The sequence below is a fragment of the Enterobacter sp. Li2LvB3 genome, assembly GCF_056156645.1.
On the sequence record NZ_JBSICG010000014.1, the window covers coordinates 97,578 to 118,802 of the forward strand.

General features: G+C 46.7%; 25 protein-coding genes and 4 pseudogenes. 14 read left to right on the top strand and 15 right to left on the bottom strand.

Translation table 11 applies throughout. The features are described from left to right. Position 1: 1 nt before the first annotated feature. The 5 genes from purB to rluE are packed head-to-tail and all read right to left on the bottom strand — an operon-like array spanning position 2 to position 4,339. On the bottom strand, positions 2-1,372 hold the full coding sequence (gene purB / locus ACS603_RS13320) for an adenylosuccinate lyase (RefSeq protein ID WP_315688335.1): 1,371 nt from the start codon (positions 1,370-1,372) through the stop codon (positions 2-4). Between the two features lie 19 nt (positions 1,373-1,391). Next, positions 1,392-2,021: a high frequency lysogenization protein HflD gene (gene hflD, locus ACS603_RS13325; RefSeq protein WP_014069825.1), complete on the bottom strand. Its 630-nt coding sequence runs from the start codon at positions 2,019-2,021 to the stop codon at positions 1,392-1,394. A 28-nt stretch (positions 2,022-2,049) separates the two neighbouring features. Continuing rightward, positions 2,050-3,162 carry a tRNA 2-thiouridine(34) synthase MnmA gene (gene mnmA, locus ACS603_RS13330; protein ID WP_446492797.1) on the bottom strand — a complete coding sequence of 371 codons (1,113 nt, stop codon included), beginning with the start codon at positions 3,160-3,162 and terminating at the stop codon, positions 2,050-2,052. Between the two features lie 40 nt (positions 3,163-3,202). Continuing rightward, the gene (locus ACS603_RS13335) at positions 3,203-3,676 is read right to left on the bottom strand and encodes an NUDIX hydrolase (RefSeq protein ID WP_315688337.1); all 474 of its coding nucleotides are present in this window, start codon (positions 3,674-3,676) and stop codon (positions 3,203-3,205) included. Positions 3,677-3,685: 9 nt separating this feature from the next. Further along, a complete protein-coding gene (gene rluE / locus ACS603_RS13340; RefSeq protein WP_182060559.1) occupies positions 3,686-4,339 on the bottom strand; it encodes a 23S rRNA pseudouridine(2457) synthase RluE in 654 nt (217 codons plus the stop codon). A 117-nt stretch (positions 4,340-4,456) separates the two neighbouring features. On the opposite strand from rluE, the gene icd reads away from it, so the two are divergent. The 3 genes from icd to ACS603_RS13355 all read left to right on the top strand — a co-directional run bounded on the left by icd (position 4,457) and on the right by ACS603_RS13355 (position 7,158). Continuing rightward, the gene (gene icd, locus ACS603_RS13345; RefSeq protein WP_063142859.1) at positions 4,457-5,707 is read left to right on the top strand and encodes an NADP-dependent isocitrate dehydrogenase; all 1,251 of its coding nucleotides are present in this window, start codon (positions 4,457-4,459) and stop codon (positions 5,705-5,707) included. Between the two features lie 414 nt (positions 5,708-6,121). Further along, positions 6,122-6,604 carry an outer membrane beta-barrel protein gene (locus tag ACS603_RS13350; RefSeq protein WP_474944402.1) on the top strand — a complete coding sequence of 161 codons (483 nt, stop codon included), beginning with the start codon at positions 6,122-6,124 and terminating at the stop codon, positions 6,602-6,604. 17 nt (positions 6,605-6,621) lie between these two features. Then, positions 6,622-7,158 (top strand): response regulator transcription factor, encoded by a 537-nt coding sequence (locus ACS603_RS13355; protein WP_474944403.1) that lies wholly within the window; start codon positions 6,622-6,624, stop codon positions 7,156-7,158. A 142-nt stretch (positions 7,159-7,300) separates the two neighbouring features. Here ACS603_RS13355 and ACS603_RS13360 read toward each other — a convergent pair whose 3' ends face one another. Continuing rightward, positions 7,301-7,900 (bottom strand): helix-turn-helix domain-containing protein, encoded by a 600-nt coding sequence (locus ACS603_RS13360; RefSeq protein ID WP_182060562.1) that lies wholly within the window; start codon positions 7,898-7,900, stop codon positions 7,301-7,303. A gap of 456 nt (positions 7,901-8,356) precedes the next feature. On the opposite strand from ACS603_RS13360, the pseudogene ACS603_RS13365 reads away from it, so the two are divergent. Further along, positions 8,357-8,683 (top strand): annotated as a pseudogene (locus ACS603_RS13365) (transposase); the annotation flags it as partial. Between the two features lie 12 nt (positions 8,684-8,695). Here ACS603_RS13365 and ACS603_RS13370 read toward each other — a convergent pair. Then, on the bottom strand, positions 8,696-8,989 hold the full coding sequence (locus tag ACS603_RS13370; RefSeq protein WP_182060563.1) for a YciI family protein: 294 nt from the start codon (positions 8,987-8,989) through the stop codon (positions 8,696-8,698). A gap of 129 nt (positions 8,990-9,118) precedes the next feature. On the opposite strand from ACS603_RS13370, the gene ACS603_RS13375 reads away from it, so the two are divergent. From ACS603_RS13375 to ACS603_RS13385, 3 genes are all read left to right on the top strand, one after another. Then, on the top strand, positions 9,119-9,358 hold the full coding sequence (locus tag ACS603_RS13375) for a hypothetical protein (RefSeq protein ID WP_474944404.1): 240 nt from the start codon (positions 9,119-9,121) through the stop codon (positions 9,356-9,358). A 221-nt stretch (positions 9,359-9,579) separates the two neighbouring features. Further along, positions 9,580-10,059, top strand: coding sequence for a hypothetical protein (locus tag ACS603_RS13380; protein ID WP_474944405.1), 480 nt, complete (start codon positions 9,580-9,582; stop codon positions 10,057-10,059). Positions 10,060-10,285: 226 nt separating this feature from the next. Continuing rightward, a complete protein-coding gene (locus ACS603_RS13385; protein WP_182060565.1) occupies positions 10,286-10,687 on the top strand; it encodes a hypothetical protein in 402 nt (133 codons plus the stop codon). A gap of 149 nt (positions 10,688-10,836) precedes the next feature. Here the strand turns inward: ACS603_RS13385 and ACS603_RS13390 are convergent, their stop codons facing one another. After that, positions 10,837-11,487, bottom strand: coding sequence for a GntR family transcriptional regulator (locus tag ACS603_RS13390; RefSeq protein WP_474944406.1), 651 nt, complete (start codon positions 11,485-11,487; stop codon positions 10,837-10,839). Between the two features lie 119 nt (positions 11,488-11,606). Here ACS603_RS13390 and ACS603_RS13395 point away from each other — a divergent pair, with 119 nt between their 5' ends. Continuing rightward, positions 11,607-12,080, top strand: coding sequence for an OsmC family protein (locus ACS603_RS13395; RefSeq protein WP_182060566.1), 474 nt, complete (start codon positions 11,607-11,609; stop codon positions 12,078-12,080). A 79-nt stretch (positions 12,081-12,159) separates the two neighbouring features. After that, positions 12,160-12,631 (top strand): annotated as a pseudogene (locus ACS603_RS13400) (IS66 family transposase); the annotation flags it as partial. 212 nt (positions 12,632-12,843) lie between these two features. Here the strand turns inward: ACS603_RS13400 and ACS603_RS13405 are convergent. Both ACS603_RS13405 and ACS603_RS13410 read right to left on the bottom strand, forming a co-directional pair. Next, on the bottom strand, positions 12,844-14,205 hold the full coding sequence (locus ACS603_RS13405) for a YncE family protein (protein WP_474944407.1): 1,362 nt from the start codon (positions 14,203-14,205) through the stop codon (positions 12,844-12,846). Positions 14,206-14,553: 348 nt separating this feature from the next. Next, positions 14,554-15,045, bottom strand: a complete 492-nt coding sequence (locus ACS603_RS13410) for a lysozyme inhibitor LprI family protein (RefSeq protein WP_474944408.1) — start codon at positions 15,043-15,045, stop codon at positions 14,554-14,556. Positions 15,046-15,287: 242 nt separating this feature from the next. On the opposite strand from ACS603_RS13410, the pseudogene ACS603_RS13415 reads away from it, so the two are divergent. From ACS603_RS13415 to ACS603_RS13425, 3 genes and pseudogenes are all read left to right on the top strand, one after another. Next, positions 15,288-15,407: pseudogene (locus tag ACS603_RS13415) on the top strand (hypothetical protein); the annotation flags it as partial. A 134-nt stretch (positions 15,408-15,541) separates the two neighbouring features. After that, positions 15,542-15,787 (top strand): YmjA family protein, encoded by a 246-nt coding sequence (locus ACS603_RS13420; RefSeq protein ID WP_182060569.1) that lies wholly within the window; start codon positions 15,542-15,544, stop codon positions 15,785-15,787. A gap of 197 nt (positions 15,788-15,984) precedes the next feature. After that, the gene (locus tag ACS603_RS13425; RefSeq protein ID WP_474944409.1) at positions 15,985-16,293 is read left to right on the top strand and encodes a hypothetical protein; all 309 of its coding nucleotides are present in this window, start codon (positions 15,985-15,987) and stop codon (positions 16,291-16,293) included. Positions 16,294-16,492: 199 nt separating this feature from the next. Here the strand turns inward: ACS603_RS13425 and ACS603_RS13430 are convergent, their stop codons facing one another. Further along, complete coding sequence (locus ACS603_RS13430) at positions 16,493-18,004, bottom strand: EAL domain-containing protein (protein ID WP_315688343.1); 1,512 nt, start codon at positions 18,002-18,004, stop codon at positions 16,493-16,495. A 260-nt stretch (positions 18,005-18,264) separates the two neighbouring features. Here ACS603_RS13430 and ACS603_RS13435 point away from each other — a divergent pair, with 260 nt between their 5' ends. Then, positions 18,265-19,797: an EAL domain-containing protein gene (locus tag ACS603_RS13435; RefSeq protein WP_474944410.1), complete on the top strand. Its 1,533-nt coding sequence runs from the start codon at positions 18,265-18,267 to the stop codon at positions 19,795-19,797. A gap of 35 nt (positions 19,798-19,832) precedes the next feature. Here the strand turns inward: ACS603_RS13435 and yncL are convergent, their stop codons facing one another. Beyond that, entirely contained in the window at positions 19,833-19,925 is a 93-nt protein-coding gene (gene yncL / locus ACS603_RS13440; RefSeq protein ID WP_071881227.1) for a stress response membrane protein YncL, read from the bottom strand. Between the two features lie 436 nt (positions 19,926-20,361). On the opposite strand from yncL, the gene ACS603_RS13445 reads away from it, so the two are divergent. Then, positions 20,362-20,610, top strand: a complete 249-nt coding sequence (locus ACS603_RS13445; RefSeq protein ID WP_315688345.1) for a GlsB/YeaQ/YmgE family stress response membrane protein — start codon at positions 20,362-20,364, stop codon at positions 20,608-20,610. Positions 20,611-20,665: 55 nt separating this feature from the next. Here the strand turns inward: ACS603_RS13445 and yoaJ are convergent, their stop codons facing one another. The 3 genes and pseudogenes from yoaJ to ACS603_RS13460 all read right to left on the bottom strand — a co-directional run. Continuing rightward, the gene (gene yoaJ, locus ACS603_RS13450; RefSeq protein WP_395677389.1) at positions 20,666-20,740 is read right to left on the bottom strand and encodes a protein YoaJ; all 75 of its coding nucleotides are present in this window, start codon (positions 20,738-20,740) and stop codon (positions 20,666-20,668) included. Beyond that, positions 20,741-20,839, bottom strand: a complete 99-nt coding sequence (locus tag ACS603_RS13455) for a YoaK family small membrane protein (protein ID WP_014883431.1) — start codon at positions 20,837-20,839, stop codon at positions 20,741-20,743. It abuts the gene before it with no gap. Beyond that, positions 20,836-21,125, bottom strand: a pseudogene (locus ACS603_RS13460) (diguanylate cyclase domain-containing protein); the annotation flags it as partial. The pseudogene ACS603_RS13460 and the gene ACS603_RS13455, both read right to left, overlap by 4 nt. Between the last annotated feature and the right edge of the window lie 100 nt (positions 21,126-21,225).

Sequence of the window (21,225 nt, forward strand, 5' to 3'; positions counted from 1 at the left end):
ATTACTTCAGTTCATCAACCATGGTGATGGCGCGACCGATGTAATTCGCCGGAGTCATTTCTTTCAGACGTGTTTTCTCTTCTTCCGGCAGTTCCAGGCTGTCGATAAACTGTTTCATACCTTCAGCATCAACGCGTTTACCACGGGTCAGCTCTTTCAGTTTTTCGTATGGCTTCTCAATGCCGTAACGACGCATTACGGTCTGGATTGGCTCTGCCAGTACTTCCCAGTTGTGATCCAGTTCGTCCAGCAGACGATCGCGGTTCACTTCCAGTTTGCTCACGCCTTTCAGGGTGGACTGGTAAGCGATCAGCGCATAGCCGATACCCACGCCCAGGTTACGCAGAACGGTGGAGTCGGTCAGGTCACGCTGCCAGCGAGAAACCGGCAGTTTGCTCGCCATATGTTGCAGTACGGCGTTTGCCAGGCCCAGGTTGCCTTCGGAGTTTTCGAAGTCAATCGGGTTTACTTTATGCGGCATGGTAGAAGAGCCGATTTCACCCGCGATGGTTTTCTGCTTGAAGTGGTTCAGCGCGATGTAACCCCACACGTCACGATCGAAGTCGATCAGAATGGTGTTGAAACGGGCGATACAATCAAACAGCTCGGCGATGTAGTCGTGTGGCTCGATCTGGGTAGTGTACGGGTTCCACTGGATCCCAAGAGACGTCACGAACTCTTCGCTGAACTGGTGCCAGTCAACTTCAGGGTAGGCGGCGATGTGGGCGTTGTAGTTACCGACCGCACCGTTGATTTTACCCAGAATTTCAACTTGCTCCAGCTGGCGGTACTGGCGTTCCATACGGTACGCCACGTTTGCCATCTCTTTACCCATGGTAGACGGGGTGGCTGGCTGGCCGTGGGTACGGGAAAGCAGCGGAATATCACGATATTCAACGGTCAGGGCTTTCACCGCATCGATGATTTTACGCCAGTAAGGCAGTACCACTTCTTTGCGTGCGGTAGAGAGCATCAGCGCGTGAGACAGGTTGTTGATATCTTCTGATGTGCAGGCGAAGTGAATGAATTCAGACACCGCGTGCAGAGCAGGCACAGCGGCCACTTTCTCTTTCAGGAAATACTCGACCGCTTTCACGTCATGGTTGGTGGTGCGCTCGATGGTTTTAATGCGCGCAGCATCTTCTTCGCTGAAGTCAGCAACGATTTTATCAAGGTAATCGTTTGCCTGGGCGTCAAAAGCAGGAACTTCCTTGATTGCTGCCTGGGCGGCCAGCTTTTGCAGCCAGCGTACTTCAACCTGTACACGGAACTTCAGCAGGCCATATTCGCTGAAGATCCCGCGCAGCGCGCTGACTTTATCGCCGTAGCGTCCGTCGACAGGGGAAACGGCGGTCAGTGAGGATAATTCCATAATTCGCAACTCCGGGAGGTTAACAATGAGCAAGAATTTGTTTTGCCTGAGTTGTCAGGCGATTACGTGAAAACATTAATTGCAGGCGGCCACCACCGACCTGATGCCACAGAACGGCAGCACGAATGCCTGCCAGCAGCGAGGCACGAACCTTCGCCTGCACTTGTGGACTTTGCAGCACGGCAGGGGAGCCGGTTACCTGAATGCGCGGCCCTAGTGGGCTTACCACATCAACATAGATGCCTGCCATGGCGCTCAGGAGGGTTTCAGATTGCAGATCGAAGTGATCGAGCTGACGCTGTAACCCGCCAATGCGGTCGCCGAGGGTATCCAGAGCCCCTTTGGCGGCATTTAATTTTCTTTCCAGGACCATCAGGCTTAACGTGTAACGGGTCAGTTCCGCGTTTAAACCCTGACGGTTGCTGGCGTTGAGTACGCCGAGCAGCGTTTCAAGACCGAGGCGAAGATTGGTTTCACTGCCACCGAAAACACCCAGTGTAGAGCCAGGGTTAAGGTCAATAACGCTGTTCAGTGAAACGTGCAGGGCGTCAGCGTCGCAATGACCCTGATGCGCAAGCTGTTGCACCAGACGGGCTGACTGGCAAATTCCCGCCAGTGCCAGGGTGATGTCGTAATAATTCTTCGCCACACGTTCTCCTTTATGTGTGCAATCGCTGTTAAACAGCGGGCAGCGGCAGGCGCTGTTCGATGATCCCACCACCCAGGCAAACTTCACCGCTATAGAAAACGGCAGACTGACCCGGGGTGACGGCAGCAACAGGTTCGTCGAAACGCACTTCGATGCGATCGTCATCCAGTGCGGTAACAGTGCAAGGAATATCGGTCTGACGGTAGCGTGTTTTTACGGTGCAACGCAGCGTGCCTGTTACCGGCTCACGATCCACCCAATGCAGCTGCTGGGCGATAAGACCTACAGACATCAGACGCGGGTGATCATGACCCTGAGCCACGATCAGGATATTGTTTTCAACATCTTTGTCGACGACGTACCACGGATCTTCGCTACCTTCTTTGGTACCGCCGATGCCCAGACCTTTACGCTGGCCGAGGGTGTGGTACATCAGGCCCTGATGCTGGCCAATCTCTTCACCGTCAACGGTGACAATTTTACCCGGCTGGGCAGGCAGATAACGACCGAGGAACTCGCGGAATTTACGCTCGCCGATAAAACAGATGCCGGTGGAATCTTTTTTCTTCGCGGTGATGAGATCAAGCTCTTCGGCAATTTTACGCACTTCTGGTTTTTCCAGCTCGCCGACCGGGAACAGGCTCTGGGCAATCTGCTCGTGGCTAAGTGTATAAAGGAAGTAGCTCTGATCTTTGTTGCCATCCAGGCCACGCAGCAGCTGGCTTTTGCCATTCACATCTGCGCGACGCACGTAGTGCCCGGTCGCAATGTAATCTGCGCCCAGATCTTCTGCGGCGAACTCCAGGAAGGCTTTAAATTTGATCTCTTTGTTACACAGAATGTCCGGGTTTGGGGTACGACCGGCTTTGTACTCTTCAAGGAAGAGTTCAAACACGTTGTCCCAGTATTCTGCGGCAAAGTTAACGGTATGCAGTTCGATGCCGAGCTTATCGCACACGGCCTGCGCATCGGCAAGATCCGCTGCGGCCGTGCAGTATTCCTCGCCATCGTCTTCCTCCCAGTTCTTCATGAACAGGCCCTCCACCTTATAGCCCTGTTGTTGCAACAGGTAGGCGGAAACGGAGGAATCGACACCGCCGGACATGCCGACGATCACTTTTTTCTGGCTGTTATCTGACATGGAATACTCACGACATTGAACTTCAAGGCGGCATATTCTATCACGCGCCCCCACCATTGACACCCTCTGTAAACGGCCAGTTAAATTCTGCAACGATCTCTAGCGGTAGACGGTTTTCGTTCTGATAACAACGAATGCTCTCAGCAACCAGCGGTGAACGCAGGTTTGGCGCGTTCAGGATCTCGTCGGCAGTGACCCACAGGCAGCGATCGATATCGTCATCATGCGGTTCAGTGGCGCACGTTTCGTTAAGCTCAATGGCAAATAAGAAGCGCAGGAACGGCGTGCGGTCGGGGGCAATCCACTGATGCAGACGAATGAAATGCTGCGGATCTGCATGAATGCCGGTCTCTTCCCACAGCTCGCGGCGTGCAGCCTCAACCAGCGTTTCGTCCGCTTCAAGATGGCCAGCAGGCTGGTTCCAGAGCGCCTTTCCGTTGATGGTTTCTTCGACGACCAGGAATTTACCCTGCGCGTGCACCACACAGGCAACGGTGACATGAGGTTTAAACATGTTTTCTCCTTAAGGGGCAACGTCTCGCCATTCGCCGTTCGCCAGCGTTTCCAGAGTGTAGTTGCCCATGGCGTAGCGAATCAGACGTAGGGTAGGGAAGCCGACGTGTGCGGTCATGCGCCGAACCTGACGGTTGCGGCCTTCATAGAGGGTGATTTTGAGCCAGCTTGTCGGAATCGATTTACGTTCGCGGATGGGCGGGTTACGCGGCCAGAGCCACTCTGGTTCATTCACGCGTTCAATACCTGCCGGCAGGGTTGGGCCGTCGTTCAGCGTGACGCCGCTGCGTAATATTGCCAGCGTCTCGTCATCCGGCTCGCCTTCCACCTGTACGAAGTAAATTTTGCCGGTGCGTTTCCCGGGTTGCGTAAGTTTCGCCTGCAACGCGCCGTCGTTGGTTAAGACCAGAAGACCTTCACTGTCCCGATCCAGGCGTCCGGCCGCGTAGACCCCATGAACAGGAATGTAGTCCTTCAACGTGCTGCGCCCGGCTTCATCGGTAAACTGCGGCAAAACATCGTAGGGTTTATTGAACAAAATAACCCGCTTCGGCTGGTTTTCCTGTGGTCTTCTGGCTGGTTGTCGCGAGCTGAATCGCTCAACCCGGTGTTTTGTAAAAGAAGTTTTCTTCATGGTATTTTCAGGCGTTATCAATTGCCGCATTATAGCCTAATAACGAAGACCTTTCATGGCGCAGGACAATCAGGTACTATCGAAAGGCTCATTACAATTTATTAACATAAGATCAGTAACAACCAGAAGCGCTCGAAGGAGAGGTTAATGGAAAGCAAAGTAGTTGTTCCGGCGGAAGGTAAAAAGATCACCCTGCAAAACGGCAAAATTAACGTTCCTCATAATCCGATTATCCCGTTCATCGAAGGTGACGGTATCGGCGTAGACGTTACCCCGGCAATGCTGAAAGTGGTTGATGCCGCTGTTGAGAAAGCCTACAAAGGCGAGCGTAAAATTTCCTGGATGGAAATTTACACCGGTGAAAAATCTACTCAAGTTTATGGCCAGGACGTTTGGCTGCCAGCAGAGACGCTGGACCTGATCCGCGATTACCGTGTTGCTATCAAAGGCCCACTGACTACCCCTGTCGGCGGCGGTATCCGTTCCCTGAACGTGGCTCTGCGTCAGGAACTGGATCTGTATGTGTGTCTGCGTCCTGTGCGTTACTACCAGGGTACCCCAAGCCCGGTGAAACACCCGGAACTGACCGACATGGTTATCTTCCGTGAAAACTCAGAAGACATCTACGCAGGTATCGAATGGAAAGCTGACTCTGCTGACGCAGAAAAAGTGATTAAATTCCTGCGCGAAGAGATGGGCGTGAAGAAAATCCGCTTCCCTGAACATTGCGGTATCGGCATTAAGCCGTGCTCCGAAGACGGGACCAAACGTCTGGTGCGTGCAGCAATCGAATACGCTATCACCAACGACCGTGACTCTGTGACTCTGGTTCACAAAGGCAACATCATGAAGTTCACCGAAGGCGCATTCAAAGACTGGGGCTACCAGTTGGCGACTGAAGAGTTCGGCGGCGAGCTGATCGACGGCGGCCCATGGCAGAAGATTAAGAACCCTAACACCGGCAAAGAGATCATCATTAAAGATGTGATCGCCGATGCGTTCCTGCAACAGATCCTGCTGCGCCCTGCTGAGTACGACGTGATCGCCTGTATGAACCTGAACGGCGACTACATCTCTGACGCCCTGGCGGCGCAGGTTGGCGGTATCGGTATCGCCCCTGGTGCTAACATTGGCGACGAGTGCGCACTGTTCGAAGCGACCCACGGTACTGCGCCTAAATATGCAGGCCAGGACAAAGTGAACCCAGGCTCTATCATCCTGTCTGCAGAAATGATGCTGCGCCACATGGAATGGTTCGAAGCTGCAGACCTGATCGTTAAAGGTATGGAAGGCGCGATCAACGCGAAAACCGTAACCTATGACTTCGAGCGTCTGATGGAAGGCGCTAAGCTGCTGAAATGTTCAGAGTTTGGCGACGCGATTATCGCGAACATGTAATCCAGACTCTGGGTTAAACAAGAACGGGAGCCGATGGGTTCCCGTTTTTATTATTAGTTTTCGAACGGTTATCAACAATTTATCAAAACAGATTGTCAAAACCCTCTCTTAATCAGATGTTATTCCCTATTATTTCCGCATTTGCCATAACAATTTACCGCACGGCACATAAGTTACTATAAGTATATAGTATGTATTCGCGTGTTGTACTTCCCAAACTACCAAAAATATAAACAAGCTTGGTTGTCATATCCTTATACTCCTTTATCTGGGAATGGCTGGTTCGTGTTGCCATCCTTAGTCAATATGCAAAAATATACATTTTATTGTGCTATTAAAACTTTTGCTTGCGTATTTATATGCTGGTAACACAATTTTATCTCTGTATATTTAAGGGAAATTTTTGGAGGAACTATGCATAAAATTAAGCTTGCAGTTGCGTTTCTTTTTATTTGCGTTTTTACCACGAGTGTATCTGCTAGTAATTCAATGTCTATGAATTATGCGATAGGCAAGGAGAATGGGGCAGAAAATATGCATGGAATGAATGTGATGTTTAAACACGATATGAATAATTTTGCACTTGTCGCATCAGGTACTTATATACAGAGTACCAGCGGTTCTGGTGATTCATATTTAAAAAACAAATATGCATCTATTATGCCGGGGATAGCGTTTAACATCACACAAGATATAAACTTATATGGGCTTGCTGGTCTTTCTTCTGGTTCAAAAATGAAACCTAATCAAAGTCATGAGATTTACGGAGTTGCTTTTGGTGCTGGTTTTTTTTACAACTTAACAGACAGCATTCAATTAAATTCAGGATATGAATTGGGTATTGTTGATAACAAAGAAATAGATACTTTCATCATTGGGATAGGATATTTATTCTGACTTTCAAGGTGAATAAAATGATTTCTAAAAAATTACTAAGAATATACGTTATTACTGACAATTATTTTTTATATCACGGCATCAGGGAACTCATTGAAGATTCAAAAGTGTTTGAATCTTATACATACAACGTTGAACAAACGACAAAACTTCCAACACTTATTTTTTATCATAAGTATCATACTCAAGACATTATTATTACAGATAATTTTTTACATTGTTATGCAGTTTCAAAATACAGACCAGAAAAAACTTTGATTTTGCCATGTAATTATGACCTGGATAAATATATTGAGTGTTTTAATGATTTAACAAACCAAAATGAATTTCATGATATGCTTCATTTTAAAAAGCTATCATCAAAAGAGACTCTTTTGTTCACTTTATTTTCTGAAGGAACAACAGATGATAACATTGCAATTATGCTTAACATAACAAAAAAGACAATAAGCTCTCATCGGCGTAATATTTTGCAAAAGTTAAATTTAAAGAATAGACATGAACTTTATATGTATGCTCTGGCAACAAAGGAAGGGCTGTATGAACATGTATAATATAATATCTATTGTATCGATAATGGTATTGATTCCATTCTCAATTTATTGTCTTTATGCTAATTATCGCATAAATGAAAAGAAGAGAATTGCATCAGAAACAACACCATTATGGCGAAAGATTTTCCTGCCCCCTAAATGATTAATATTTTAGCGGTAGATTTTTAATGTTTAAAAGCTTCCCTCTGTGAATTTTAATATATCCACCATCATTGAGATCTTTTAGAACTTTATTTAAGGAACTACGAGAGATTGTACTTCTGGATAAAATGAATTTGAAAACTGAAATTTGAGATCTTTCATTCTCTGGTAACTCCCATATAGCTTCTAAGTTGTTTTTTATAATGTCGTAGGCATTTTTTGATGAAAATCGTTGATCTCTTTTGAAAAAGTTTGAAGCTATTTCACAAGTCATTAAGAAAAAATGCTTCCACAAATTATTACTATCAGCCAGGCAGTTCAGTTCTATAGTTGGAATTGCTGTAAATGTTGCATCTGTTGAAGCTCGAAAATAATGGTAATCATTCTTTTCGAACATGAAAACTATCCCTAGAATATAAGGTGCATATACAGTGAAAATTAAAATATCGTCTGTTTTTCTATAGATATCCACTCTACCTTCGGTGAGAAAGTAAACATGTGGTTTATTATTAAGTGTGCTGTGTATTCGTTGTCCATTTGACGCATAAACGCGTATAAATTTGTTAGATCCCTCAATAATCTCTAAGATATGGTCAAACATGATTTAATGCCTCTGCTATTATTTTCATTCTTAAAGTTTGATGTCAGGCAATCATATGATCTTTTTAGGAGATGACAAGTTTAAATTTAAATATGTTTTTGTGTAATTATACATAATTTATTTGTTTTTTTTATTATTTAAATTTACAACAGTTAGTGCCGGGTTCGTTAAAAATTATCAACCTATCATTCTTAATAGTCGTTTGGATGTAGGTTTTGTGTTAGTTGAGCGTTTTGTATGATACTAATAACTTATGTTATAACTAATCGTAATATATGAATTATATACTAATGTTTACCTTGGTTGAGTATTGCTAAAAAAACCTGCAATTCTATATTTTGCTATGCGTATTACCAGGCCACTCATTCTGTTTTAACTTATGTTGATTTTAAATTGAGTGTTAAAAAGAGGGTTGAATATGTTGCTTCTACTTTCTTGTATTGTCTTATTGATACTGATACCAGTAGTTGCTGGGCAATAAAGGAACTGACTCGGGAACTCTGGAACCGGCAGTACGACGAGCACGGCAGACGGCTGTGGCTGGAATGGATGACGATGGCAAAAGATGTTGGCATTCCCCTACTGACAAGCGCTACACGGACGTTACGTAAACGACTCTATGGGATCTTGAATGCAATGAAGCACCGGGTTTCAAACGGTAGCGCCGAATCGCTGAACAGGAAAATACGGTTGCTCAGAATCAAGTCCAGATGATACCGGAACAAAGAACGTTTCAAAGTAGCAGTAATGTTCCATTATGGTCGGCTCAATATGAGCTATTGAGCCGATGCATGGTCAGAACATATTTTCCAGAAACTCGGCCTTCATAGTGGCTTCGAATGGTATTATTTCAGCTTTAGCGATATTTAACTTTTGGAAGGGATCCTGGCTGAGGCGTTCTTCCAATGATTCAATACTGTCGCACTTTGCGATAATGACACCGCCATTACGGGGAACTCTCCTTCCTGAGGCCAAAAACACACCATCTGAGTAGCCTTTTTTAAGCCATTCAACATGTTCTGAAATTTGAGAGTCAACTTCTTCTAGTGGCTTTACATAAGTTAAAACAACAACATAAATGATGCTCATTTTATAATCCCTGTAAAAGGAAGGTGTTAAAAATGGTATCACTCTGTAAGGTAAGGATAAAGTAACCCTGTGACTTTCTACCATGATCGGGGAAGAACCATATGAATACAGTATTTTGTGATGTGTTATATGCCGAGACCACACGAGATAAGGGCTGCATTCATCGAGGCAATACAGCTCAACCCAAAAGGCTACCTCTATCTCAGCACGGAAAGCTTCATTGCCAGACTGAGGGAGAAGAACTGGCACTTTAGCCAGGCTGATGCTAACCAGTGGATTGAACATTATCAGCCAGACTATGCCGACAAGACCATTGACGGCAGCGAAAACTGCTACTGGATCCTGCGCAACATGGAGAGGGTATTGTGATGGGATTTTTTCAAAGCTAAGTTCAGATATCCGGGATGGGGCAAAGCTGAGATGCCCGCTGTGTGCCAGGAGCGGCCCTTTGGTAGTTGTCAGTAGGACGATATTTGAGCAGAATGAGACAGCCTTTAAGTATGACCGTTTTTAATACAACCACACACTATTGAATCCAGGTCCAAAAGGGGCTACTGACCCACAAATGAAAGGATGCACGAGATCGAGCTATGCGTATTCATCAACAGAATAAGTCCCGTAAACTATATCGCAGCGTCAACACAACGACGCGGCATCATTCTAATAATCCAGGTGCTGAGTATCGGTGGGAACGCAATCGCAAAAAAGTCGGAGATGAGCTACTGGTAAAGCGCGAGACAATGCATGGCAGACAGAAGCGTGGCCGAGACTACACACCATTGTTTTATTTTCTGATCAAACAGATTGGCAAACCGTGGAATGAAATATTCAGTGAAGTATGTGGACGTCTTGATACCACCGAGCCGGTATTCTGGTTGGTCGCGCTACATGAGCATCAGCGAAGGGATTTAGTCTGCATTGGCGAAAGCAGTTTTTACCCGGGTTTGTTTGTTGATAAGAATGGAGTTCTGCAACAGGTAAACCCTTCGATTACGAGAAATGATGTTAAGGTGACTTGCCGTTGCTGCACACACACTTATATTGGTGAACCTGTAACCTGGATAGATTGAGTGACACCACCTATCTTATCTTGGCTGCGATCATTGTCAGCAGTAAGAGTGCTTGTAAACATCCGTTACTTACTGACTGCGGGATGTTAGCCCTTCTGCTCTGTGCCAGGAGCGGACATTGAGAACAAGAGTCTTAATTGGTCAACGGGGAGCAGGTCAGCGGTTGTTGTCAATGCCAGGCTTCAAAGTTATAAATATTGCATTCACAATGGTAGGGATTCTACACATGAAAAAACAATTGTTACTGCTTATATTGCTCGTCACTTCCCAATCGTGGGCAAATCAACCCTCCCCAGGGGAGCAAGCGAAACAAATGGCTGAAGCAGCATGTCTATACCAATACAATGTCATCTACGCTCGCTTTACTTTGGGTTTTTCTGAGGAAAAAGCAATTCAAGCATCGTCTCAAATACTAACTAATTATTTGGAGAGTCATAAAGAAAATGCAGGGGATTTTTTTCTCTCCTCGATTCGTAGAAGCACAATTGCACAATTACGGGAGTTAGAAGTAAATAAAGCGGTAGTACAGCAACTAAGAACTCCCCCATCAGATTTTAAAGATAATTTTTTATCCTCTTGTAATGAAATGAAAAAAAAGCAATTGGAAACTATGCATGTTTTTGGTTAAATCCACCATACATGCTGATGCGCTTATTTTGCGGCCATCGCATTTGTTACTTTTAAGCGTCGCGCATAGCATATTTCGCGGCGCTTCAGGCGGTCCGTTGCGTGCCATGAGCGGACGAATGCCTTCAGTATTTCTTTTTTTTCGGACCGCTAAGCAGTTTTGCTGCTGACGAATGCTTTCAAAAGCTTCCCTGCTATGTGAATGTGCCGAATCACCTCATCTCGTGCTTTCCCGGCGTTACGCTCCTGACAAGCCGCTAAAATGGCAGCATGATCGTCCTGAAACGCCTGGGTTTTAGCGAGCAGCTGCCGCTGTAGATATTCATAGCGCTCAATCTGATTGCGGGAATCATTAATCAGCGTCAGCAAACGTTGATTTTTGCATCCACTATAAAGAAGGTCATGAAATTCACGGTTCAATACACCCTGGTTTTCAAAATCGGCCGTAGAAGCAAGCAAGGAGTGCGCCAGTTCAGCTCTTGCCAGAGTATCCTCATTCAGAGCCTTTACAGCGTGAAAAATAGCCTCACCTTCCAGTAATGCCCGAAGTTGGTATATCTCGTCCAGATCGTCTACGGAAAGGGTCCTGACTACTGCACCACGATTTCTATAAATATCAACCAGGCCATCATGCTCCAGCTGTCTGATGGCCTCTCTCATGGGTATGCGGCTTACAGAAAAATGGGCAGCAAGATCCCTTTCGACAAGTCTGTCGCCGTCACGAAGGGTTCCGTTATTAATCAACTTTCTTAGCTCAATAGCGAGCAGGTCTGCAGTGGATTGGCTGGTCAGGTTCATCATTTACTCCATAAACTCATGGAATAATGGTATACCATTTGATATATTGAGTCTAGTTAATCGGGAGTTAAATTCCTTAACATCAAGAAAATCAATAAGTTTTACTCATCAGGAGATCGGGCATGGGCAAGCGTGAGCATCATTATCAGGTGAATATTGAGTGGAAAGGAAATACAGGGAGAGGTACTGAATCCTATAAAGCCTATGATCGCAATTATGAAATAACATCAGGTTCAAAATCTGTCATTTTGGGATCATCAGATCCGGCTTTTCTTGGCGATGCCGCTCGCTGGAATCCGGAAGATCTTCTTGTTGCCTCGGCATCAGCCTGCCACAAACTATGGTATCTGCACTTATGCGCCGAAGCGGGGATAAGCGTCTATTCGTATATTGACCGGGCTGAAGGCACAATGCTTGAAGGGGAAAAAGGGTGCTTCACTGGAATTTGTCTTAAACCTGAAATAACTCTCCGAAAAGGTGATGATATTGAACGTGCTTTGCATCTTCATCACCGTGCGCATGAACTTTGTTTTATTGCCAACTCACTGAATTTCCAGATCTCCTGCCAGCCAGTCATAACCCACAGTGTAGATTAAATACCAGAAGAAGTTCATTAGGCCGTTAGAGGCGGCACAGGTAGGTCTGATAATTCTCGACGTCCGCTCCGTGCCAGCAGCGGTGTGGTTCTCCTACTCTCCCGACCGCAAAGGTATCCACCCGCAGCGACATCTGGCGGACTACAACGGTATCCTGCAGGCCGATGCGTACGCGGGTTACAACGCCCTCTATGAAATTGGGCGGGTAACCGAAGCGGCCTGCATGGGCATGTCCGACGCAAGATCCACGATGTACATGTTCGCCATCCAACGGCAGTAACAACAGAGGCGCTCAGCCGTATCGGGGTGCTGTATGCTATCGAATTGGGGAACGACAATAGCCTGTGTGAAAACGCGCTCCGTGTGGTTACGTTGGGATGCCGTAACTACATGTTCTTCGGCTCTGATGGTGGTGGCAGTGCGGCAGCGATGTACAGTCTGATCTCAACGGCATCGAGCCGGAAACGTGGCTACGTCACGTCATCAACATCTGGTCCGCCAACCGGCTGAAAGAGTTACTGCCATGGAACGTCACCCTCTCTGTAAACTAATTTTTACCCTACGTCCTTGGTGGGGAGCTTACCAATGCCGGGTATTATTGAAAATAAGTGTTTATGGATAGCGATACACGTCAGCCAGTGTCAAGTAAGAGGATATGAATCTCGGTCAGATACATCGGGAACATACCCCCACCATATAGGGGGCAGGGGCTAATAATAATGTCAGCCGGTCTGCCCGCGAATAACATAGCGGACTCATGTCGCTATTTTTTAGGAGTGATTTTCGTCACTGAACCTGTTTGAGCTTTATCCCCGGCAGTTCCATACATGGACACCAGATAAACGGCACCATCAGTCGCGGCGGTGAGGTGGTTTGGCGTTTCGTCCATCGGGATATTAGCGACCAGTTTACCGTCCTTGTCCAGAACAGCAACGGTTCCGCCTGCACGGGTGGCGGCGAAAACCTGCGACGTCACAGGATCCCAGACGACAGATACGCCCCCGGCACCAATGTAAGTATCAGCGAGAACCTTGCCTTCCGCATCAAGAACCACGACATTGTTCGTCTCCTGGGAAACGACGTAAAGACGGCCGCTCTCCGGATCGCGAGCGATGTCGGTTGCGCCTTGCGCCTCAGGTACCTTCACCGTCGTGCTCTTGCCCGTTTTAAGATCAATCCAACCTACCCATGGCGTATCGCGGCTGACGCCATAGAGTTTCCCACCAGCACTATCGAGGGCAAGATCGGTATTGTTAAAGAGGTTTTTGCCACGCTCCACCACGAACTCAAGTTGACCGATGTGTTCCAGCGTTTTTGTGTCATATACCTCGATAAAACCGGTCAACGCCGCGCTGACATAGGCCCGATTGTGGGCTTCATCAACAATCACATCGCGTGGATGTGCGACAGATCCCTCGGGAAAGACTTTCACAACGGAAAGGGTCTTGGCGTCATAGACGGTCACCGTCTCGGCAAGCGTGTTCGTCGTCCAGACATGATGATGGACATTATCAACACCGACGCCGAAGACGCCAATCTGCCCACCCTTTTTGTCTTTAGGCAGCGTAGCCTCCGCTTCGACAGCCAGCGTTGCGGCATTCATCCTCATCAGGCGGCTACCATCCTTCGGGCCGCGTGCAGAGGTCACGAACAACTTCCCGTCGGCCGAAACTGCCGACTGATAAGCCCGCTCGCCGACGGAAACGTGTTGCAGCCTGAAAGCCTCGGTGTTTTTCGGGGGAACAACCTGGGATAATTTCAGCATGACCTGCGAAACGCTCGCGGGATTTTGCGTGATCACAGTGAGTGGATGAAGACCTGTAGCAGCATCGGCCGGAACGTTTAGTGGAATAGTAAGGTTTCCCTTCTCGTCAGCGGTCAGTGGTTTCGGTGTCAGGACTTCAGCGCCATTCAGCACGGTGACGGTCGCCCCCGCCTGCAGGCTCTTAATCGTTATAACCGTTTTATCTCCGGGCTTAACAGGAACTTCCCGTGATCCGGCACGGACACTTCCCGGAAAGGTGGTGCTGGCGGCTACCCATTGGCTATCGGCGTATGCCGTTGTGGCGGTTGACATCGCAATAGTGGAGGCCAGCAACATTGAACGGACTGAAATTCTTCTCATCTTATCTCCATAAACTGTATTGATGCTGCATCTCAATGCAGCCAGACGTTATTCCCCACGCACTGAGTCTTACCTTCCGCTATGAGAAATATGTCTTGTTATAAGCGCAATCAACATACCATACAGATGCAAATAATTATCATTACTGTTTTTGATGATATCTTAAATGCAGGGGGGGGTGATGTAAGCGGATGAACGAGCTGGAGATTTTTCGGTTAGGGCGGCAGTGTGCCAGAAGCTGAAGTGACTAACAACAAACTGTGTTATTCAACAGGGAGCGGGTAAGAGTGTGAAAGCGCCGAAGAGTACCCACAGTACATTGGTGTATCATGCGCAGTTTTTAGTACCTCATTCTACGTTCTGGAATAGTGGCTCCGGTAGTATCGGCGGGGTAGAGTCTTCATAGCGCAGCCAGTTCTGCCACTGGTTATGAATCCTTAATTCAATCAGAGCTATTTCACGATCAGCAGCTTTAACCCCCTGAATGCTACCTCCCTGCCACTCTACACCAGTAGCATTTGATGCCGTATCAATCAGAATGTCCCACGCCTTATTTTCTGCCTCAAAGGCATTAAGGGTCTGCTCATCCCGTGTTGCCAAAATGCGCTGACGTGCTGCGCTTACATACTTCGCTTCGACAGACTTAACTGCATCACGTTTTGTGCCCATACAATCATTCATATCAATGGTGGTCTGCTGGGGATTGTCAGGGCAAGCTATCTCAAAAGTTTCGGCATTATCTTTGAGTACACTGCCTGGCAGCGGAACTTCGGCATGACCTTGTAAACCGTATCCTAATAAAATAGCTAGCGGTATCAGGCGATAGTGTAGTTGAGACATATTGGGAAGTTATTAAAGATTATTGTTATATCGACAGTAGCACATCTCGAATGCAAAGAGCACCCTGCCTGGGTAATTTCTGAATGAGGACCGAAGTTTTCAAAGTTACCTCCATTTAGCAGCAAAGTGGTTATCAAAACTCTACGTAAACCATACAAAATCAGCTAGTTATGAAGAAGGTAAAAATCATTGAGATAGTTGCCTGTGAACCATTAAATCCAATCGACTAATCTTGATTACTAAAACTACTGCTGCGCCATATGGAATGGTTCGAAGCCGCAGACCTGATTGTTAAAGGTATGGAAGGCGCTAAGCTGCTGAAATGTTCAGAGTTTGGCGATGCGATTATCGCGAACATGTAATCCAGACTCTGGGTTAAACAAGAACGGGAGCCGATGGGTTCCCGTTTTTTTTCGTGTCGTTTATCTGTAAGAAGCAGGCGTTTACCCTTAAGATGCGCACTGCAGAACCCGCTAATCGCCAGACGAGAGACAAGATGAACAACGACATCCCCCTGAAATACTACGACATCGTAGACGAGTATTCGACTGAAGCCGCTGAGACGGTGAGCGAGGCAGAGCGCGATTCGCTTGCTAACTATTTCCAGCTGCTGCTCACCCGTTTAATGAACAACGAAGAAATCAGCGAAGAAGCGCAGCAAGAGATGGCCAGTGAAGCTGGCATTAATGCGTTGCGCATTGATGATATCGCCAACTTCCTGAATCAATGGGGTAACGAGTAACGGCAAAAGCGCCGTGCCGTACTCTTAAAACGTTTTGCCCTGATGTTTTGCTATGCAGCTCAGCATGACGCTATCGGACCACAGGCATTTTTTTCGTACCACGTGCGAAGAGGGCTGTTCGACGAACAGGGCGAACATAAGCGTCAGGAAAAAGAGTATCAAGGGAACCGCTGAAGATAGTTTCACGTTTTTACCAAATGAGTGATTTTGCCAGGCTAATCTACAGCCTGAATATGACGGCTTTATTGTTGGAATATGAAATACAAACGCCTGAGTTAGACAACCTCTACAGCTCAACCAACTTAGAAGCGCTGGCGATTTGGCGTGAGAGTATAGATACGGGTAACCTGATACAAGCGTATTATGCACCTCAGAAGTTTGCTCTGGCGACAGGTTTTCAGCCGCAGATGTCCGGGGGCATTGAATTGCTGTTCAGTGAACGACAGTCTTGGACCCGAAAATCCTGCTCCAGCCCTTCGCCAGACTTTTTGCGAAGAAGTCCTTAACCCCCCAGGAAAGACGAGCTACTGTTGCGCCACGCACACACCGTTACCCGCGCCATTCTTGCATACGACTTTGCTGCGCTATGGGGCGGAACGTTTACCTGTGTCCCTGAGGTTGTTCTTTCTTGAGCACGGATCACAGCGTTACGGAGAGGTTGCAGTGCGCATCAATAACAACTGGACGCGTTGTTATCCCGTTACGCTAGCGACTGGGGGAGTTGACTGAGCCTGTGAGGATTTTCGACAGTTCGTTTCGGCTGAGTGATTTTGAAAAATACCAGCCCTGGATCAGCGAATCACGGTAGCGTGAAGAGATAAACGCATATTGTGTTTCATTCTCCACCCCTTCAAAAACAAGCGTTTTGTTCAGCTTTAAAAGTGCATCGCAAAAGATAACGAAGATATCTCTTTTATGGCTTTCACTGATGCCGTCTACGAGAGATTTGTCTATTTTAATTTCGTCATATTCGAGGTTGGCTAACCTTGCAATGTTCGAGTTCTGTACACCGAAATCATCGATAGATATTTTAACCCCCATTGATTTTAATTCTTTGCAAAAATCAATAAGAATACCGTGATGGGCAACCGCTTTTTCAGAAAGCTCGATTTTGATCAGCGACAACGGAATGTTGTTGAGCAGACACTCGCGACGCAAAATTTTACTGAACATCCCGTTTTCAATTTCGATACGCCCGACGTTCAATGAAATTAATAACTGATGTTCGTTCACGAGGCTGGATATCTCTGCGAAAGATTTCTTAATGATATTGGTATAATAATTATCATAAAGCCCGAACTTTTCAATGAGAGGGATGAAGAGTTCGGGTGAGACATCCATATAGTTACTGTCTCGCCAGCGGGAAAGAACCTCTACACCGACGATTTTTTTATCGCCCGGGCGTACGATGGGCTGGTAATGAACGCCGATGGTGTTTGCTTTCACGGCTTTGATTAGCGTCTTTTCCAGTGAGAAACGGTCTTCGTAAAGCCTGAACGAATAGAGCGAAATGGATATCCAGATAAAGTATAAGACAATGGTAAGCAGGATAAATATTGCAATGGATAACGACGCCAGACCTGCATCATGGTGCTTGACAATCACACATAAATCCCACCGTGAACTGCACTGAGTCACCGACAGAGTAAAGAATCGGGAGGGCAGCCAACTGCTTTTATCAATTACCGGATTGGCAGTGAAAAATGTTCTGCCAAAGTCTTTGGTGGTTGAACTTAATGAGTAACTTGCGGTAACAGGGGTAAATTTATCGTAGGCGTATCGCGAGGTGAATATAATAATGTTGTTGTAAATCGCCGCGTTGCCGGTAAAGAAATCCTTTTGCGAAAATTGTGCCAGGATAAAACCATTGGATGTTTTATGTAATTCAGAGGGAAGGTTAATTGGAGTGGCCAGCTTTCCCCAGAATGCTGTGCAGGCAATTTTACCGTTCTCAATAAAACCAATATCACCGAAGTAGAGGCTTTCAATTTTTAACTTTCGGTAATTATCCAGGCTTGCTTTATCACATCCCTGTGTGGTCACGCTTTTTAGTGCAGTTGCTAAACTTTGGGATAAACCTTCGGAGTATTGCAGGAGTGTCTCTGATATCTCAAACTGCTTGTTTTTCTGTTGCTCCAGAATAATGGCATTGATAGCATAAAAAGACAGAAGCACCAGAAAGGTTGAAATGAGCGCAAGCGCAATGATCTTTTTCATTTTTCTGCGTCCCTTCTGCCTCCTGATTTCCCGAATTTTAACACAGGCAGTAAAAGGCACAAGCCTGGTAATAACGGTAGGTTACTTTATGCGATGGCGTTTTTGTTTCGCGATGGCGCTATCAGTTTTCCTGTTGGTCTGCGGCTCACTCGTGAGATCTCAGCTATGCTGTATTCATCTTCATAAGCGGCGCTGAGTTAGCCTAATCCTCTAATTCAACATAACTAACTGCTTGTTTTTTCTTTTTTTAAGGAAAAATCGTGCGCAACGCTGTTATTCCAATCCTGAGTGCAGTATTCCTCTTTCTGGCGGGGATGCTGATTATAAACTGGCAGCTGTGGCACATGGCGACGTTGAATGTCGCCGGGGCAGCCAAATCCAGCTCCCTTAAAATAGATACCATCCTTAATGAAGCGGTGAGTGCGGCCGATACTGCGCAACGTGTTGCAGCGCAGGGTTGTACCAGCGGTGGGCAACTGGAGTTAGGCACTGAGGCTGCGCTTAAACCCCATCTGCGTGCAATTATGATCCAGCAGGGTGACACTATTATGTGTAGCTCTTTGCCGGGCAATGGGGTGTTAATTATTCACCCCGAAACCTTACTGGATGAAAAATTAATGCTGCTGCCCGGGAACCGATTAATTAATGGTATCCCGGTGCTTGTTTTTCAGCGTCCGATACCTGGCGGACGGGTCATCATTAGCGTCAGCGATGCGCATGTACGTGATGTGATCGCGGGGACTTCCGAAAACCTGGCGCTGGTGGTGAATCAACAGCGGCTTGAGCGCGCGGGTGATGTTAGCCCGTTCCCGTCATCGCAACCGTCGACAATGCTTGCGCCATCTGCGCGCTTTCCCTTCAGCATGGCCTGGCAGGCACCGGTTTTCTTCAACATAACGCGACTGGTCCAGCAGGGGTGGAGCCTTATGCTGTTGGTCTTTTTCCTCTCCGTCGCGGTGGGTATTTTGTGGCGTCGCTATATGGGTAAAAGCACATCCTTTGAAGAGGACCTGCGTAAAGCCATCATCAAAGGCGATATTGTTCCTTTCTATCAACCGATTATAAATGGTAAGACCGGTGGGCTATACGGTGTGGAGGTACTGGCCAGGTGGAAACACCCGAAATCAGGCAATATTCCCCCTGACGTATTTATCCCTATTGCTGAACGCAGTGGTTTAATTATTCCGCTGACGAAAGGGCTGATGCAAAAAGTGGTCAGCCAGCTCAAACCGCTGTTACCTAAATTACCGGATGGATTTCATATTGGGGTGAATATTAGCGCCCGGCATATCAATTCCCCGACATTTATCGGGGACTGCAACACCTTTGGCCAGGGATTCAAGGGGAAAAAGATCAAGCTGGTTCTGGAAGTGACAGAGCGGGAACCCTTGCTTGATAACCCTGAACTTATCGAAAATCTTAATACGCTGCATAATTCGGGATTTGTAATTGCCCTGGACGATTTTGGTACCGGTTATTCAGGGCTTTCATGCCTTGATGCGCTGGCCATTGACTACATCAAAATCGATAAAAGTTTTGTCAGCCGGGTATCGGAACAGAAAGATTCGACCATTCTGCTGGACTGTGTCATTGAGATAGCGAAGAAAATGTCGTTAAGCATTGTGGCGGAAGGTGTTGAAACAAAAGAGCAGTTAGAGTATCTGAACCGCAATCAAATCAACCTGTTGCAAGGGTACTATTTCGGTAAACCCGTATCGTATATTGAGTTCATTAAATTCCTGCTCTCGAAACCTAAAGAGGAGATCAGGGTGTATGAGGAAGAACAAGTCTGAACGCCGGGCCGGAGATCAGCCCGGGCGTTGACGGCTCAGAACCACTCAAACCTTGCAGACAGCAACAGCAGTAGCGTGCTGGCAGAAACAAGGTTAAGGCAAATCACAAACTTGCTTGATACATTCATGTTATCAAAGACATTCCTTTGTGCACAGGTCGCTAAGGATAGCGCCAAACTCCGCGAGAATAAACGGTTAACCGCATTGGTTTTGCGCAGGCCTGCCAGGGAAGGGGGGGCTGAACGCAAAAAAAAAAGCCCACTCAAAAGTGGGCAAGAAATACTGGAAGCAATGTGAGCAATGTCGTACTGAATACCTGAGTGTTTTGCTCAACTATTCAGTGTTGAGAAAGATAATCTTTCTCAACAAAAGATGCAACCCCGCGTTTATTGTGTGTTTGCCAGAAGAGATGTTATCCCTCGTCTTGTGGCTGGCATGTAAAGAAGGGTTTACCCACTAAAATGCCATTCGTGATGCTTATCACAAATTTCCTTTCTCTCATCCTGTGCTATCCTTTTCTGTGTCGTTGATTTAATGACAAAAAACCATACAGAGAGGAAAGCTATGGGAATCATATCCTGGATTATCTTTGGGCTGATTGCGGGGATTCTGGCGAAGTGGATTATGCCAGGCAAAGATGGTGGTGGTTTTATCGTAACCATAGTCCTGGGGATAGTGGGCGCGGTCGTAGGGGGCTGGATCAGTACCTTCTTCGGTTTTGGTAAAGTTGATGGTTTCAATTTTGGCAGCTTTGCCGTTGCGGTGATTGGTGCGCTGGTTGTTCTGTTTATCTACAGAAAAGTCAAAAGCTAAACCTGACATGCGTTAAAAAAAGGCTGCCTGATGGCGGCCTTTTTACTGCGCGGTATTACCACCAGCCAAAGTGCGTCCCGGCGACGGCGACGATGGCAATGAGCAACATAATGATGGTTGTTTTTCTCATTTAAGCCCCTGGCGCGGCATAACCACCGACAAAAAACCATGCTAAAAAAACCACTGCCGTTATAAAAATAACGACCGGAAAGAGTATTCCAATTCTCATACCATCACCTGTCTCGGTTTACATAACGCCGTAGAGTGTACGGGCTTAATCCATAGTGAGAAAGCGAGTTTTGCTTTTTCCTTTTTTTCCTGGTACATCTCGACGTCTGCGGCACGCAGTATGCTGTTGGCATCCGGGCTACTGGGGTCAACTTCCACCACGCCAGGATTTGATCGCTCGTTTCATGGCCATAGCGGTTATTAATGAGTTTAAAGTTATCCAGGTCGATAAAGGCGATAATAGCTTTGCAATTAAGGTGGCGAGCTAGCGAAAAGGCGAAAAAAAGCCCCGTTGTTGAGACCGGGGCAAAGACATCTTGATTACGGAATGATGTTCTCTGGTCATATCGAGAACCAGCACACTATAAAGCTGAAAAGTGCAGGTTT